The sequence below is a fragment of the uncultured Anaerotruncus sp. genome (genome assembly GCF_902490045.1).
Lineage (GTDB): Bacteria > Bacillota > Clostridia > Oscillospirales > Ruminococcaceae > Anaerotruncus.
The window spans coordinates 16580-31910 of the sequence record NZ_CABUCJ010000019.1; the positions used below are offsets into that span (position 1 = coordinate 16580).

At 63.0% G+C, this 15331-nt stretch carries 11 protein-coding genes; all 11 read left to right on the top strand.

Features of this window, described 5'->3' with window-relative positions; genetic code table 11:
* Positions 1-187 precede the first annotated feature (187 nt).
* On the top strand, positions 188-2872 hold the full coding sequence (locus tag RDM88_RS03710; protein ID WP_308753366.1) for a response regulator: 2685 nt from the start codon (positions 188-190) through the stop codon (positions 2870-2872).
* A 13-nt stretch (positions 2873-2885) separates the two neighbouring features.
* Positions 2886-5099: a diguanylate cyclase domain-containing protein gene (locus RDM88_RS03715; RefSeq protein ID WP_308753368.1), complete on the top strand. Its 2214-nt coding sequence runs from the start codon at positions 2886-2888 to the stop codon at positions 5097-5099.
* A gap of 208 nt (positions 5100-5307) precedes the next feature.
* Positions 5308-5802 (top strand): DUF4830 domain-containing protein, encoded by a 495-nt coding sequence (locus RDM88_RS03720; protein ID WP_308753370.1) that lies wholly within the window; start codon positions 5308-5310, stop codon positions 5800-5802.
* A 78-nt stretch (positions 5803-5880) separates the two neighbouring features.
* A complete protein-coding gene (locus RDM88_RS03725) occupies positions 5881-6603 on the top strand; it encodes a pseudouridine synthase (protein WP_308753372.1) in 723 nt (240 codons plus the stop codon).
* Between the two features lie 357 nt (positions 6604-6960).
* Entirely contained in the window at positions 6961-8046 is a 1086-nt protein-coding gene (locus RDM88_RS03730) for a CdaR family transcriptional regulator (RefSeq protein WP_101549209.1), read from the top strand.
* Positions 8047-8097: 51 nt separating this feature from the next.
* Complete coding sequence (gene ftsE, locus RDM88_RS03735) at positions 8098-8784, top strand: cell division ATP-binding protein FtsE (RefSeq protein ID WP_308753375.1); 687 nt, start codon at positions 8098-8100, stop codon at positions 8782-8784.
* Positions 8781-9689: a permease-like cell division protein FtsX gene (gene ftsX / locus RDM88_RS03740; protein WP_308753377.1), complete on the top strand. Its 909-nt coding sequence runs from the start codon at positions 8781-8783 to the stop codon at positions 9687-9689. Before ftsE ends, ftsX begins: the two co-directional genes overlap by 4 nt.
* Positions 9690-9726: 37 nt before the next feature.
* Positions 9727-10956 carry a peptidoglycan DD-metalloendopeptidase family protein gene (locus tag RDM88_RS03745; protein ID WP_308753378.1) on the top strand — a complete coding sequence of 410 codons (1230 nt, stop codon included), beginning with the start codon at positions 9727-9729 and terminating at the stop codon, positions 10954-10956.
* 177 nt (positions 10957-11133) lie between these two features.
* Positions 11134-12963 carry a S41 family peptidase gene (locus RDM88_RS03750; RefSeq protein WP_308753380.1) on the top strand — a complete coding sequence of 610 codons (1830 nt, stop codon included), beginning with the start codon at positions 11134-11136 and terminating at the stop codon, positions 12961-12963.
* A 359-nt stretch (positions 12964-13322) separates the two neighbouring features.
* A complete protein-coding gene (gene greA, locus RDM88_RS03755; protein WP_308753382.1) occupies positions 13323-13796 on the top strand; it encodes a transcription elongation factor GreA in 474 nt (157 codons plus the stop codon).
* Positions 13797-13929: 133 nt separating this feature from the next.
* On the top strand, positions 13930-15331 hold a 1402-nt coding region (gene lysS / locus RDM88_RS03760), incomplete at its 3' end, for a lysine--tRNA ligase (RefSeq protein ID WP_308753384.1).

The following is a 15331-nucleotide window of genomic DNA, read 5'->3' on the forward strand; positions in this document are numbered from 1 at the left end:
AACCATTGCTATTTTCGAGCGCTTTTGCTATAATAAATAAATTGGTATGTGAACAAAGATTTTTCCGTGCGGCGTCCCGCTTTGACGGGAAAAATGGATGGTGTGCGGACCGCGGGCCGGAGCCAAAAGCGGGGGATTTTTCCGCCGGAGGACAGGCCGGGGCAGGACCGGGAAATGGGGAAGAACTATGAAACGGGAACAGTCTGGAAGGACGCAGGCGGATCCGCTTGCCCGGGAACGGTACCTGACGATGGGAAGCACCGCCGGGCTGATCCTGCTGATGCTGGCCTATCTGGTGATGACCATCAGCAGCTCCGTCCGGCTGGCGGAGCAGACGGACATTATTTCAAACCATCCGTTCGAGGTGGTGATCTCCGCCGGGGACGTGAAGGTCTGCCTGTCCGACATGCGGATCCGGACGGAACGCCTGCTGCGCCACTCCTCCGGGGAGGATGTGGAGATCGTCAGCGGCGCGCTCGACGACCTCCATGCCTCGGCGGAGGAGCCGCTTTCCAGGATTGAGGAACTGTATCTGGGGGAGCCTGGGGATGTGGAAAAGCTCAGGGAAACGATGGAGCTTTTGCGGGAGGAGCAGACGGCCTTTCTGGACTATGTCGCCCGCCCGGAAACCTTGCCGGAGGAGATCGAGATATACGAGCAGGGACGCCTGCAGCCGCTTTACAGCCGCGCGTTGGAAGACACCGAAAAGATCATTGCGGTCGCGCAGGCGAAAAAGGTGGGCTACGGACGGACGGCGGATTCCCTCCGGAGGGCCACGCTGGCCGGGTCGGCGGTTCTGATGACCCTCATGGTCGGGGTTCTGCTGATATCCCAGTATGTTCTCCGGCGGCAGAGGCGGGAGCTCTTTTACCGCAGCAGGCTCTTTGACGACCTGTCGCTGAGCATCGACGACACCTTCCTGATCCGGGACGCCGGGACGGGCGCCATCAGCTATTGCGCGCTCAACATGGAGCGGGTGCTGGGCGCCTCCGTGAAAGGCGGGGGACCGTCCTACCAAGGGCTGAGGCCGGAGGACGCCGAGGAGTTCGGCCGGGTTGCCCGGGACCCGAATTTCATCTCCCCCTTTGAAAAGTTGGTGGAGTATCAAAAGCCCGGCGGGGAGAAGCGCTGGCTGCTCATCCGCGTCTACCGGACGGAGGATATGCGCACTCCCCAGCTCATCACCGTGTTTTCCGACCGCACGGAGGAGGTGCTGTCGCGTCGGGCGCTGCAGGACGCGATGCGCAAAGCGGAACGGGCGAACAGCGCCAAGAGCGACTTCCTGTCCAGGATGAGCCACGAGATCCGCACGCCGCTCAACGCGATCATCGGGATGACCACCATCGCTTCGGCGTCCGTCCGGGACCCCGCGCGGGTGGAGGACTGCCTGGGGAAGATCAGCTTTTCCTCCAGGCACCTGCTCATGCTGATCAACGACGTGCTGGACATGTCCAAAATCGAAAGCGACAAGATGCTCTTACAAAACGAGCCCTTCGACATCTTCCAGGTGATCAACGGCTTTGTGTCCACCGTCTACGCACAATCCAAGGAGAAACAGATCGATTTCCAGGAGAACATGGAGGGCTTTGGGGACCACACGGTCTTTGTCGGGGATTCCCTGCGGCTGAACCAGATCCTGTTGAACCTCAGCTCGAACGCCGTGAAGTTCACGCCGCCCGGCGGGAAGATCCGCCTGCGGGTCGTCCGCGTCGCGTCGAAAAGCGCGGTGGACCTGCTCCGGTTCGAGATGTCCGACACGGGAATCGGCATGACGGAGGAGGCGATCGGACGGATTTTCCAGCCGTTTGAACAGGCGGACGCCTCGATCGCCGGCCGCTTTGGCGGCACGGGGCTGGGGATGTCGATCACCAAAAATCTGGTGACGCTGATGAACGGGAGCATCCGGGTCACAAGCGAGCCGGGCGCGGGCACGACCTGCACGGTCGAGCTGCCCTTCCTGCGGGGGACCGAAAATGTCTCGGAGCCCGATTTTGAAAACCAGGGGCTGCGCGCGCTGGTCGTGGACGACGAGCGCCAGGTGTGCGAGCAGACCGCCTGCCTGCTGGAAAAGATCAAAATCCGTACCGAGTGGCGGCAGTCCGGCGCCGAGGCCGTCGGGCGGATCCGGGAGCTGCGCGGCAGCGGCGGGCAGTTTGACATCTGCCTGATCGACTGGAAGATGCCGGGGATGGACGGGATCGAGGCGGCCCGCCGGATCCGCGGCGAGGTGGGCGAGGAGATCCCCATCGTGCTGATCTCCGCCTACGACGGCTCGGAGGTGGAGCAGGAGGCCCGCGAGGCGGGCGTAAGCGGCTTTTTGGCAAAGCCGCTTTACCGCTCCTCCGTATACGCGGCGATTCAGGAGGCGCTGGAGTACCGGCAGGGGACGGCGCCTTCCGCCGGCGCGGGGGACGCCCGCCGTCCGCTGGCCGGGAAGCGCCTGCTGGTGGCGGAGGACAACGCGCTCAATCAGGAGATCGCGGCGGAGCTTTTGCGGATGAACGGAGCGGAGGTCACCTGCGCCGACGACGGCAGGCAGGCGCTTGAGCGGTTCCTCGCGTCCGGGCCAGGCGGCTTTGACGCGATTCTGATGGATGTGCAGATGCCGGTGATGGACGGGTACGAGGCCGCGCGGCGGATCCGCACCTCCGGGCATCCGGCGGCGGCGACGATTCCGATCGTCGCCACGACCGCCAACGCCTTCAGCGACGATATTTCCGCCGCCCTGGCCTCCGGCATGAACGCCCATGTCAGCAAGCCGCTGGACATCGGGCAGCTGTGCAGGGTGCTTTCCGACTGCATTTGGCAGTCCGGGCAAAAACAGGAGGAACAGGGCCGCGGGGCCGAGACGGCGGAGTCCGCCGGACCATGAGAAGGGAGCGCTGATGATGGACAGATGGCAGACGTTGTCCGGCCGCGAAGGCCAGGCGCTGCTGGACAGCATCCCCGGAGGGGTGCAGCGGTGCCTGAACGACGACGAATACACCATATTGGAGGTCAACCAGGGGTTTCTGGAGCTGTTCGGCTTTTCCCGGGAGGAGCTGGCGGAACGGTTCGGCGGCCGCTACATCGAGATGATCCATCCGTCCGACCGCCCGGAGGTCCGGCGGGAGGCCGCCCGGCAGTTGAGCCGGGGGGAGAAGCTCACGCTCAGCTACAGGGCGCTCTGCCGGGACGGGAGCTACAAGTGGGTGGTGGAAAACGCGCAGCTCAACCGCGGGGAAGGCGGCGAGAGCTGGTTTTTGTGCGTCATGCTCGACGACACCGAGCCCCGGGACGCCCGGGAGGAGCTGCGGCTGTCCCTGGAGCGGCACCGGATCATCATGGACCAGACGGACGAGATCATCTTCGAGTGGGACATCCCCGGGGACGCCATGATCTTCTCGAAAAACTGGGACAGGAAATTTGGATATGCGCCGCGTTATGAAGGGTTGGGGAGACCGGAGTCGGTCTTCCGCCACATCCATCCGGACGACGTCCACGCGCTGACGGCGCTCATGAAGAGCGCGAAGGACGGGAACGCCTATTCGACCGCCGAAATCCGCATCCGGAACAACAGGGGGAAGGATGTCTGGTGCCGCATCCGGGCCACCGACCAGTACGACAGGAACGGCAGCCCCCTGAAAGCGGTGGGCGTCATAACGGACATCGACGAGGAGAAGCGGCTGATCGACGACCTGCGGCGGCGCGCGGAGCGGGACGCCCTGACCGGCCTCTACAACCGGGAGGAGACCGAGCTGCAGATCCGCCGGCACCTAGAGGAGGAGCCGCAGGAGTCCTGCGCCCTGTACATGATCGACACAGACAACTTCAAGCTGGTTAACGATACGCAGGGCCACCTCTTTGGGGACGCGGTGCTGTCCGAGATGGCCTCCGGCATGAAACGGCTGACGCGCGCGACGGATGTGGTCGGGCGGATCGGCGGGGACGAGTTCACCATCTTCCTGAAGGACATCCCCTCCAGGGAGATGGCGGCCCGCAAGGCGGCCGGGCTGCTCGACATGTTCCAGAGCCTCTTCCAGGAGGAGAAGCAGAGCTTCGAAGTCACCTGCAGCATCGGCGTGGCGCTCTACCCGGACGATGGCAGAAGTTTTTCCGCCCTCTACCACAGCGCCGACCAGGCGCTCTACCAGGCCAAGAGCAAGGGGAAAAACCAGTATGTGCTCTTCGACGCGGGGGAGACGGCGCCGGTGGACCAGACGGGGTATTCCTCGCTGGGCTCCGCCATCGATTCCGACCGGCGGTCGTCGGGGGTGCCCGGCGATCTGGTCAACTACGTCTTTCAAATCCTATACGACGCCGGCGACGTGGACCACGCCATCCAGCTGATCCTGGAGATCGTGGGAAAGCGGTTCGACGTAAGCAGGGCCTATATCTTTGAGAACAGCGCGGACGGGAAATACACGGACAACACCTATGAGTGGTGCAACGCGGGAATCGCCCCGCAGCGGGAGAGGCTGCAGCATGTCCCCTACGAGGGGCTGAACGGCTATAAGGAGCTGTTCCGGGACAATTCCGTCTTCTACTGCCGCGATATCCGCGCGCTGACCCCGGCGCAGACGGCGCTGTTTGAAGAGCAGGGGATCCGCTCCACCCTCCAGTGCGCGATCCGGAACGGGGAGGACTTCCACGGGTTTGTCGGCTTCGACGAGTGCACCGGTCTGCGCATGTGGACGAAGGAGGAGGTCGGCATGCTGTCGCTGATCGCGCAGATGCTGACCACCTTCCTGCTCAAACAGCGCGCGACGGAGCGCGACCGGCAGATGGCGGTCCAGCTCAACTCGATCCTGGACGCGCAGGACGCCTATATCTACGCGATCGGGCAGGACACCTATGAGCTGCTCTACCTCAACCACAGGACCCGGGAGCTGGACCCCTCCGCCCGGGTCGGAACGGCCTGCTACAGGGCCTTTTTCGGGCGGAGCGCGCCTTGCAGGAACTGCCCGCTGTCCGGCGGGGAAAAGGAGATCTATAACCCGCGGTACGACCTCTGGACGAGGGTGCACGTGGCGCCCATGAATTGGGGCGGCCGCGGCGCCTACCTGATCTCCTGCCTGGACATCACGGATTACAAGCGCATGCAGGGGCCGTCCGCGTGACGGGCCGGGAAGGGCGCTTTTATAAGGCCATGCGGCCCGGGGACGGGCCGCATGGCCAATTTTCTGCTTTTGCGTTGCAAAGCATGGCGAAACAGGCCGTGCCTGCCCGCTCCCGCCGCGCGGGGCCCGGGGCCGGGACGGCATAACAAGTCCCTCGCGCGCGTATACATATAAAACGGAACCGAATACGGCGCGGGAGGTTAGCAGTATGTTTACAGTCTCATTCCGGGTGACGAAAAGACAGGTGGCGGCGGCAGCGGCGGTGTTCGTGCTGGCGCTGGCGGGCGGCGTCTGGGCGCAGGCGGCGCTGTCGGAGCTGCGGGGCGATCCGGCGCAGGCCCCGGCGGAAGCAAAGGTGGAAAAGGCCGCGGCCAAGACGAATGAACAGCGGATTTCCTTCCTTGAATCATTCGGCTGGGAGACCGAGGAGGAAGAGGACGAGATCGTGGAGGTCAAAATCCCGCAGGAATTCGACGATGTATTTGAAAAATACAATGAGATCCAAAAGCAGCAGGGCTGCGACCTGAGCAAGTATGCGGGCAAGCGGTGCAAACGGTACACCTATGTGATCGAAAACTATCCCGGCCAGGCGGAGGGCGTGCGCGCCAACATCCTCGTGTATAAGAACAAGGTGATCGGCGGCGACGTCTGTTCGGTCGAACTGGACGGCTTCATGCACGGGTTCGCGCAGCGCACCGATTGAACGGGCGGCGCGGATATGGTACAATAGTCCCCGGAATCCCCGCGCGGCCTGCGCCGCGCGGGAGAAGGGGGCGAAGGCATGGCGGAAACCGAGCGACTGGATAAGGTGGTGGCCTCCCGGACGGCGCTGTCCCGCCGGGAGGTGCATCGGCTTGCCTCCCGCGGGCAGGTGACGGTAAACGGCCTGCCCGAGCGCGCCTGCGAGCGGCGGGTCGACCCGGATGCGGACGAGATCGCCGTGGCGGGCAAGCCGCTGGAAATGGGCCGCCACGCCTACCTGATGCTCAACAAGCCCCGCGGGGTGGTGTGCGCCACCCACGACGACAAACTGCCGACGGTGCTCGACCTGGTGCCGGAGGAGCTGCGGCGCAGCGGGCTTTTCCCGGCGGGCAGGCTGGACAAGGACACCGAGGGGTTCGTGCTCATCACCGACGACGGGGAGTTCGCCCACCGCATCCTCGCGCCGAAAAGCCACGTGCCCAAAACGTATACCGCGCGGCTGGACAGGCCGGCGGGGCCGGAGCTCGCAGAGGCGTTCGCGGCGGGAGTCGTCCTCGACGGGCGGACGTGCATGCCCGCGCTCCTCGCGCCCGACCCGGACGACCCCCGCACGGCGCGGGTGGTCCTGCGGCAGGGGATGTACCACCAGGTTAAACGGATGTTCGGGGCGTATGGAATCACGGTCACGGCGCTGCGCCGTGACGCGATCGGGGGGCTTCCCCTCGACCCGGCCCTGGGGCCCGGAAAATGCAGGAAACTCAGTAAAATAGAGGTAGAACGGATTTTGGCGGAGGGGCTGTAAAGCCCGGTGCGCCGGGGAATTTGGCGGTGGGAGCCGCCGGGGAAGGGACAGGCTGTTCAAAAAAGCGACAAAGTTTGGACACACATTGCCTACAAAAATGTAGTATGATGGTCGAAAAGCTTGGTTCCGATCCCCAGAAAAGCCGTTGTGGAAAAAATAATGATTTTTCCACAACGAAAATAAGAATTTGTGTTGCAATATACACAAATTTGTTGTAAAATATTCGTAATGGCTTGTAAGATTAAAAACGCGGCGTTTTTTTCGTCCATCCACGGCGGACAGAAATCACGTCCCGGCCACAGAAAGAACCATGTGTTTGGCAAAGCACAACCGATTACGAGTAAAGAGGGGATTTGAATGTCAAACAGGCTTTTCCAGGGAATCGTCCACCAGATGAGAGACTGCATCGACAGAGTGATCGGCGTCGTGGATGACAGCGCGACGATCATCTCGTGCAGCGACCTCACCAAAATTGGCGAAACGAGCGATTTCTTTACGCTCGACGTCGGCGACACGAACGAGGTGTTCGTGCGCGACGGCTATACGTATAAGCCGTTTGGCAACAAGATGAAACCCGAATTTGCGGTTTTTGTCGAAGGAGTGGACGATCCCGCCGCAAAATACTGCAACCTTCTGGCGATCTCCCTCTCGTCAATCAAGCAGTATTACGACGAGAAATACGACCGCAACAACTTCATCAAAAACGTCATCCTCGACAACATCCTGCCGGGGGATATCTACGTCAAGGCGCGGGAGCTGCACTTCAACACCGACTCCACCCGCGTCGTCCTGCTCATCCGCATCGTCGCCTCCAACGACATCTCCGCCTTTGACGTCATCCAGAACCTCTTCCCGGATAAGCAGAAGGACTTCGTCTTCAACATCTCCGAAAGCGACATCGTGCTCGTCAAGGAGACCAAGCCCGGCATCGAGTCGAAAGACCTCGAAAAGCTCGCGCGTTCGATCGTGGACACGCTGGGCAGCGAGTTCTACACCAAGGTGGTCGTGGGCATCGGCACCTCGATCGTCGGCGTGAAGGATCTGGCCCGCAGCTTCAAGGAGGCGCAGGTGGCGCTGGAGGTCGGCAAGGTGTTCGACACCGAAAAGGCGATCGTCAGCTACGACAACCTCGGCATCGCGCGGCTGATCTACCAGCTGCCGACCACCCTCTGCGACATGTTCCTGCGGGAGGTCTTCAAAAAGGGCTCGATCGAGAGCCTCGACCACGAGACCCTCTTTACTATCCAGAAATTCTTTGAGAACAACCTCAACGTGTCGGAGACGAGCCGCAAGCTCTTCGTCCACCGCAACACCCTCGTCTACCGGCTCGAGAAGATCAAAAAGCTCACGGGGCTCGACCTGCGGGAATTCGACCACGCGATCATCTTCAAGGTGGCGCTGATGGTCAAGAAGTACCTGACGGCGAATCCGGTGAAATATTAATTGTGAAACCTGGCCTGCCGAAAGACAGGCCTTTTCAAAGGCGGTGTACCAGTGATCGAATTCGTCAATGTCTCCAAGGTCTACAAGGCGACGGGGACGCGCGCGCTCAGCAATTTCAATGTGAGTATTGACAGAGGGGAATTCGTATTCGTCGTCGGCCCGTCGGGAGCTGGGAAGAGCACCTTTATCAAGCTGCTGATGCGGGAGGAGAAGCCGACGTCGGGAGAAATCTACGTCAACGGTCAGAACCTCGTTCGCCTCAAGCGGCGCAAGGTTCCCTACTACCGCCGCACGCTCGGGGTGGTGTTCCAGGATTTCCGGCTCATCCCGACCATGAACGTCTATGACAACGTCGCGTTCGCGCTGCGGGTCACCAACGTGTCCGCCAAGGACATCCGCAGCCGCGTCCCGTACATACTCGGCCTGGTCGGCCTTTCCGGCAAGGCCAAGAGCCTGCCCGAGCACCTGTCGGGCGGCGAACAGCAGCGCGTCGCGCTCGCGCGCGCGCTGGTCAACAACCCGCCGCTCATCATCGCGGACGAGCCCACCGGCAACATCGACCCCGACCTCTCGTTCGAGATCGTCGACCTGCTCAGCGAGATCAACAAATGCGGCACCACCATCGTCATGGTCACCCATGAGCACACCCTGGTCAGCGAGTTCGACCACCGGGTGATTACGATCGACGAGGGCACGATCATCTCGGACGACCGGAACAGGGGGTACTACGACGAATGAAGGGCAGCAGTTTCGGGTACCTCATCAAAGAGGGCGCCAAGAGCATCTACGCGAACCGGCTGATGTCGTTCGCGTCGATCGGCACGCTGGTGGCGTGCATGCTCCTGATCGGCGCCTCGATGCTTTTTTCGATGAACGTCAACAAGATCGTCGGCTTCGCGGAGACCCAGAACGAGGTCGTGGTCCAGCTGGAGGACGGCCTCGACGAGGAACGGATCGCGGACGTCGGGCTGGAGCTCGGGCTCGTGGACAACATCTATGACCAGCGGTTCGTCTCGAAGGACGAGCTGCTGGAGGAGCAGAAGGCCAAGTCCCCCGAGCTGGAGGACCTGCTCACCGGCCTGGAGGGGGACCAGAACCCCCTCTTCAACTACTACAGCGTGCGCGTGAAGGACCTGTCGGTCCTCACCGGCACGGTCATGCGGCTTGAATCGATCTCGGGGGTTTCCGCGGTGCGCGCCCCCGACGCGGTCGCTGAGGCGTTTTCCAGCATCAAGCGCGCGGTGTCGGTCAGCGGCATGTTTATCGTCGCCATCCTCATCGTCGTGTCGCTGGTCATCATCGCCAACACGATCAAGGTCACCGTCTTCAACCGGCGCAAGGAGATCAATATCATGAAGTACGTCGGCGCGACCGACGCCTTCATCCGGCTGCCCTTCTTCGTCGAGGGGTTCCTGCTCGGGCTGCTCTCCGCGCTGCTCGCCTTCGGACTGCTGTGGGTCGGCTACAACTATGTGCTCGACGCGGTGTCTCTCAATCCCTCCTCCTTCATCCAGTCGGCCTATCAGAACACGATCCCCTTCGAGGAGGTCGCGCTCGAGCTGCTGGCCTGGTTCGCGGGCGGAGGCATCGGGATCGGCGTGTTCGGCAGCATGTTCTTTGTGAACAGATACCTGAAAGTATGACCTCCGCTGGGGCGGATGGCGGAAAGGGGGCCTGGAAGTGGGCGAAAAGGGCAAACGCGTCTTCGCGTGGATGATGGCGCTGCTCATGGCGGTCATGGTCGTGGCGCCGACCGTATCGATTCTGGCGCACGCGGCCGACGACGAGGAATACGAGGACGATTACGACGAGGACGAGTCTGACCTCCAGGACATGCTCGACCGTCTCAACAGCAAATACAAGAAGCTGCAGGAGCAGAACAACGCCGTGCAGCAGAAGATCAACGCGGCCGCTTCCGAAAAGCAGAAGCAGGTCGTCATCAAGCAGGAGATCGACGGGCAGATCAACACGACGATCGAGCAGATCGACACGCTCGACGAGCGGATCACGGTGCTCGAGCAGCGGATCGCGGAGAAGACCCGCGAAATGTCCGCGAAGCAGAAGGAGATCGACGAAAACTTCTCCCTCTACCAGCAGCGGCTGCGCGCGATGTGCTCGCTGCAGGGGACAAGCACCCTCGGCCTCATGCTCGGGGTGGACGACTTTTCCGACATGCTGCTGCGCACCGAGGTCGTGACCGCCGTGGCGCAGCATGACACCGACCTAATCAACGAGCTCAAGGAGCAGAAGGCGGAGCTCGAGGCGATCAAGAAGGAGATCGAGGGCGATAAGACCTCCGTCGAGGAGGACAAGCGCGAGACGGTCTCCAAACAGGAAGAGCTCAAGGCCCAGCAGGCGACCGCCGTTTCGCGGATCCAGGACATCGCCGCCCAGGAGCAGGAGTTCCTGGCCAACAAGGCCGAGCTCACCAAGCAGATGCAGCAGGTCCAGGCGGAAATTTCTGCGATCATCGCGGAGATCAACAAGACCTCCCTCAATACGAAATATATCGGCGGCGGCATGGCGTGGCCCTCCGCCTCCCTCTTCCAGGTGACCTGCCCCTACGGCTCCCGCTTCGGCGGCAGCGACTTCCACACGGGCATCGACATCTCGGGCGGTGGCGCCTACGGCTCGCCCGTGCTCGCGGCCAACTCGGGCACCGTCAAGGTCGCCAATACCGCCGTCACCTCCGGCTGGGGCTACGGCAAATATGTCATCATCGACCACGGCGGCGGCATCCAGACCCTCTATGGGCATATGAGCGCGCTTTCCGTCTCGGTGGGAGACGTGGTGGCGCAGGGCCAGAAGATCGGCGAGGTCGGCTCGACCGGCTGGTCGACCGGCCCGCACATCCACTTTGAAATCCGCGTCAACAACAAGGCGGTCAACCCGCAGGGCTGGTCCCCGTGACGTGAATATGGGAGAACCTTCCGGTGAAGGGCGGAGACTCTCCGCCCTTCGCGTTGTCCGGCGCGGCCGCGCCGGGCGGCGGCCGGATTTGGCGGGGGCCGCGCCGCGGCCTTCGCGGACACAGCGGCCGGCCTGCCCCGCCCGGGCGGCACGACGCAGGCCGAAAGGAGACGACTGATGAGCAAAAAGATTTCTTTGGGCGCGGCGATCGCGTTTACGGTGATCGTCATCACGGCGACGATCACGATGACGTGGCTTTTTGCCCGGCGCAGCTTTGACGAGACCGCCTATAACCTCAGCGAGCGCGAGGCGATGTACTCCAAGCTCGCCGAGGTGGACGACTACGTGCGGCAGAACTACACCGGCGCGATCGGGGAGGGCGAGCTGGTCAACCAGCTCGTCGCCGGCTACCTGAACGGCACGGGGGACGCGTACGCGCGCTATTACGACGCGGCCGCCTACGCGCGCCTTAAACAGAGCTACAACGACCAGCGGGTGCAGATCGGCATCGTGCCCAAGATGGACGAGAGCGGATACATCGTCGTCGACGAGGTCTATCCCGATTCGCCCGCGCAGGCCGCCGGGCTGCAGCAGGGCGACCTGATCGTGCGCATCGACGAGACCGACATCACCGCCGAAAACTACAGCGAGGCGGTTTCGATGCTCTACGGCGCGGCGGGTACCAAGATGAACATCGTCGTGCGCCGCGGCGTCGAGGACAGCACGCTGCCCGACATGACCCGCCGCTTCGTCGAGGTCCCGTCGGTCTATTCCTCCATGCTCGAAAACCAGATCGGCCTGGTCGTCATCAAGGACTTCGCCGACAACACCCCCGACCAGTTCACCAAGCAGGTGGACAGGCTGATCGACGAGGGGGCGCAGGGCCTCGTGTTCGACGTGCGCGGGGTCGGCATCACCTCCTCCGGCACCTCCGCCCTCGATTCGGTGGCCGAGGCGCTCGACAAGCTGCTCCCCTCCGGGGTGCTCGCCTCGACCGTCGACAAGACGGGACGGGTGGAAAACACCAAGATTTCCGACGCGCGGGAGGTCACCCTCCCGATGGCGGTGCTCATCAATGAAAAGACGTCGGGGGAGTCCGAGCTCTTCGCGGCGGTCATCCGCGACTACAACAAGGGCAAGCTCATCGGCCAGAAGACCGCCGGCAAGGGGACGATGCAGCGCATCTTCCCGCTGACCGACGGCAGCGCGATCGAGATCACGACGGCGGTTTACAACCCGCCGACCAGCCCGAGCTTTGACGGCGAGGGGGTGCGGCCCGACTTCGAGGTCAAGATGAACGACGATTCGATGCCGGGGAACCTGCTGACCGACCCGCAGCTCCAGAAGGCGGTGGATTCGATCATCTCGACCATCCGCATGAATATGACGGCCACCGGACAGGAGCCGGAGGAGAGCGGCGGCACGTCGTCCGCGGCGCCGCTGCCCGACGCGGCGTACGCGAGCTCCTCCGCCGAGGAGCCGCAGGACGCGGAATCCTCCGAGGCGGATTCCTCCGGTGTGGAATCGTCCGAAGCGGAATCGTCCGGGGAGGCGTCCTCCGACGCGGAGGAACCGCAGGAGGCGTCGGACGAGGCTTCCTCCGGGGAGGATGAGGCTTCGTCGAGCGAGCCGGAGCCCGAAGCCGAACCGGAACCGGCGCGCGAGCCGCTCGACCTGACGGAGTTCAGCGCCGCGATCGACCTGCTGGCGGGGCTCACCTTCGAGGTGCCCGAGCCTCCCGCGCCTCCCGCGCAGTCCGAGGCGCCCGCCGCGAGCGAGCCTCCCGAGAGCCAGCCGGCCGAGTCCCAGCCCGCGGAGAGCGAGGCCCCCGCCGAATCGCAGGCGGAAAGCCAGCCGCCCGCGGAGTCCTCCGGGGCGGAGAGCGGTTCGGAGGGTTCATCCTCCGGGGAGGCCGCGGCTTCCGGGGATGAGGAGGCCGAATCGTCCAGCGAGGCTTCCTCCGCGCCGCCCGCCCGGCTCGGGGCGTTCTCCAGCGGCAACAGATAATCGAAGCGCCGGGGCGGCCGCCGAAGGGCGGCCGCCCTTTTTGCACGCCCGCGAAAGCGGCCCGGCGGGGGAAAACGGCGGGCGCGCGCATATCCCGCGCGGCCGGGACATAAGATGAAGGGACAGGTCGTGGACGGGGAGGAGGAAAAGATTACCTGTCAACAATTCCTTAAAAAATGTTTGGACGCTTGACATATTTGAACGTTTTGACTATAATACTAACCATTGCTATACGTCTGGCTGCAAAACGCGCGCGAGAAGCGGGAAGACCCGATGTCCGCGCCGCCGGGGGTATGTGCTTTTTTCGTATCTGCGGGATTTCGTGAAGGAACCAAATGCTCTGTAAAGGAGAATGGGATATGGCAACTGAAATGTTAATGACACAAGAGGGCTACGAGGCGCTCAAAAAGGAACTCAATGAACTCAAGAGCGTGACCAGGGGGGAGATCTCCGAAAAGATCCGCGTGGCGCGCGGGTTCGGCGACCTGTCGGAGAACAGCGAGTACGACGAGGCCAAGAACGAGCAGGCGGTCGTCGAGGCGCGCATCAAAAAGCTGGAGGACCAGCTCAAGAACGTCAAGATCATCAGCCGGGACGAGATCTCCACCGACGCCGTTTCGGTCGGGTGCAGGGTCAAAATCCTCGACGTCGACTTCGACGAGGAGATGGAGTACGTCATCGCCAGCTCGGTCGAGTCGCATTCCGATCTCGACGCGATCTCCGACGAGTCGCCGGTCGGCAAGGGCCTCATCGGCCACAAGGTGGGCGATGTGGTGGAAATTCAGGCGCCCGCCGCTGTTTTGAAACTGAAGATTCTCGAGATCAGCCGGTAAGCAGAGTAAATATTTTGTAAAAGCGGGCTTTGCAAGAGCCCGCTTTTTTGTTATAATAGCCGCATGGCAGATGGGCCGCCGCCCGCGCTGAGTCCGGGCGCGGGGCCCGCAACAGGTAAAGGATGTGCATACGATGGAAGAATCCCGCAGCCTCCCGGAGGCGGAGCTGACCGAGCAGGAGGAACAGCAGAAGCTGTCCGAGGTCCTGCAGATCCGGCGCGACAAGCTGGAGTCGTTGAAGGCCGAGGGGAAGAACCCCTTTGAAATTACCACCTACAGCCGCACCGCCTACGCGCGGCAGATCGTCGACCGCTTTGAGGAGCTGGAGGGACGGGAGGTGTCCATCGCGGGGCGCATGATGAGCCGCCGCATCATGGGCAAGGCCTCCTTCCTCGACCTGCGCGACGCCTCCGGCCGGGTGCAGAGCTATGTGCGCCGCGATGAGGTGGGCGACGAGCGGTACGCCGATTTCAAGAAATGGGACATCGGCGACATCGTCGGCATCCGCGGCGAGGTCTTCCGCACCCAGAAGGGGGAGATCTCGGTCAAGGCGCAGGAGATCGTGCTCCTCTCCAAATCCCTGCTGCCGCTGCCCGAGAAGTGGCACGGCCTCAAGGACACCGAGCTGCGCTACCGCCAGCGGTATGTCGACCTCATCGTGAGCCCCGAGGTCAAGGAGACCTTCGTTAAGCGCTCGAAGATCATCACCGCCATCCGCAGCTACCTTGACGGGCTGGGCTTCCTCGAGGTCGAGACCCCCGTGCTCCACACGATCGCGGGCGGCGCGGCCGCGCGGCCGTTCATCACCCACCACAACGCCCTCGACATCGACATGTACATGCGCATCGCGCTCGAGCTGCACCTGAAAAGGCTGATCGTCGGCGGCTTCGATAAGGTGTACGAGATCGGGCGGGTCTTCCGCAACGAGGGCATCGACACCCGCCACAACCCCGAGTTCACCCTGCTCGAGCTCTACGAGGCGTACACCGACTACCACGGCATGATGGACATCACCGAGGGGCTTATCCGCCACTGCGCGCACGCGGTGCTCGGCACCGGCGTCATCCGGTACGGCGACGTGGAGATCGACCTCGACAAGCCGTTCGAGCGCCTCACGATGCGCGACGCGGTCAAAAAGTACAGCGGCGTCGACTTCGCGGAGGTGGAGACCCTCGAGCAGGCGCGCGCGCTCGCGAAGGAGCACCACATCGAATATGAGCAGCGCCACGGCAAGGGGGATATTCTGAGCCTCTTCTTCGAAGAATACTGCGAGGAGCACCTGATCCAGCCGGTCTTCATCACCGACCATCCGGTGGATATCTCGCCGCTTTCCAAGCGCAAGCCGGAGGACCCCGAGTACACCGAGCGGTTCGAGCTCTTCATCCTCGGCAGGGAGCACGCCAACGCGTTCAGCGAGCTCAACGACCCGATCGACCAGCGCGGCCGGTTCGAGCACCAGGCGGCGCTCAAGGCCGCGGGCGACGAGGAGGCCACCGACGTGGACGAGGACTTCCTCACGGCGCTTGAATACGGCA

Excerpts from the sequence above, each read along its gene's own strand:
- RDM88_RS03750 (WP_308753380.1), top strand. The coding sequence starts at position 11,134 with ATGAGCAAAAAGATTTCTTTGGGCGCGGCGATCGCGTTTACGGTGATC.
- greA (WP_308753382.1), top strand. The coding sequence starts at position 13,323 with ATGGCAACTGAAATGTTAATGACACAAGAGGGCTACGAGGCGCTCAAA.
- RDM88_RS03715 (WP_308753368.1), top strand. The coding sequence starts at position 2,886 with ATGATGGACAGATGGCAGACGTTGTCCGGCCGCGAAGGCCAGGCGCTG.
- RDM88_RS03710 (WP_308753366.1), top strand. The coding sequence starts at position 188 with ATGAAACGGGAACAGTCTGGAAGGACGCAGGCGGATCCGCTTGCCCGG.
- RDM88_RS03725 (WP_308753372.1), top strand. The coding sequence starts at position 5,881 with ATGGCGGAAACCGAGCGACTGGATAAGGTGGTGGCCTCCCGGACGGCG.
- RDM88_RS03720 (WP_308753370.1), top strand. The coding sequence starts at position 5,308 with ATGTTTACAGTCTCATTCCGGGTGACGAAAAGACAGGTGGCGGCGGCA.
- RDM88_RS03730 (WP_101549209.1), top strand. The coding sequence starts at position 6,961 with ATGTCAAACAGGCTTTTCCAGGGAATCGTCCACCAGATGAGAGACTGC.
- ftsX (WP_308753377.1), top strand. The coding sequence starts at position 8,781 with ATGAAGGGCAGCAGTTTCGGGTACCTCATCAAAGAGGGCGCCAAGAGC.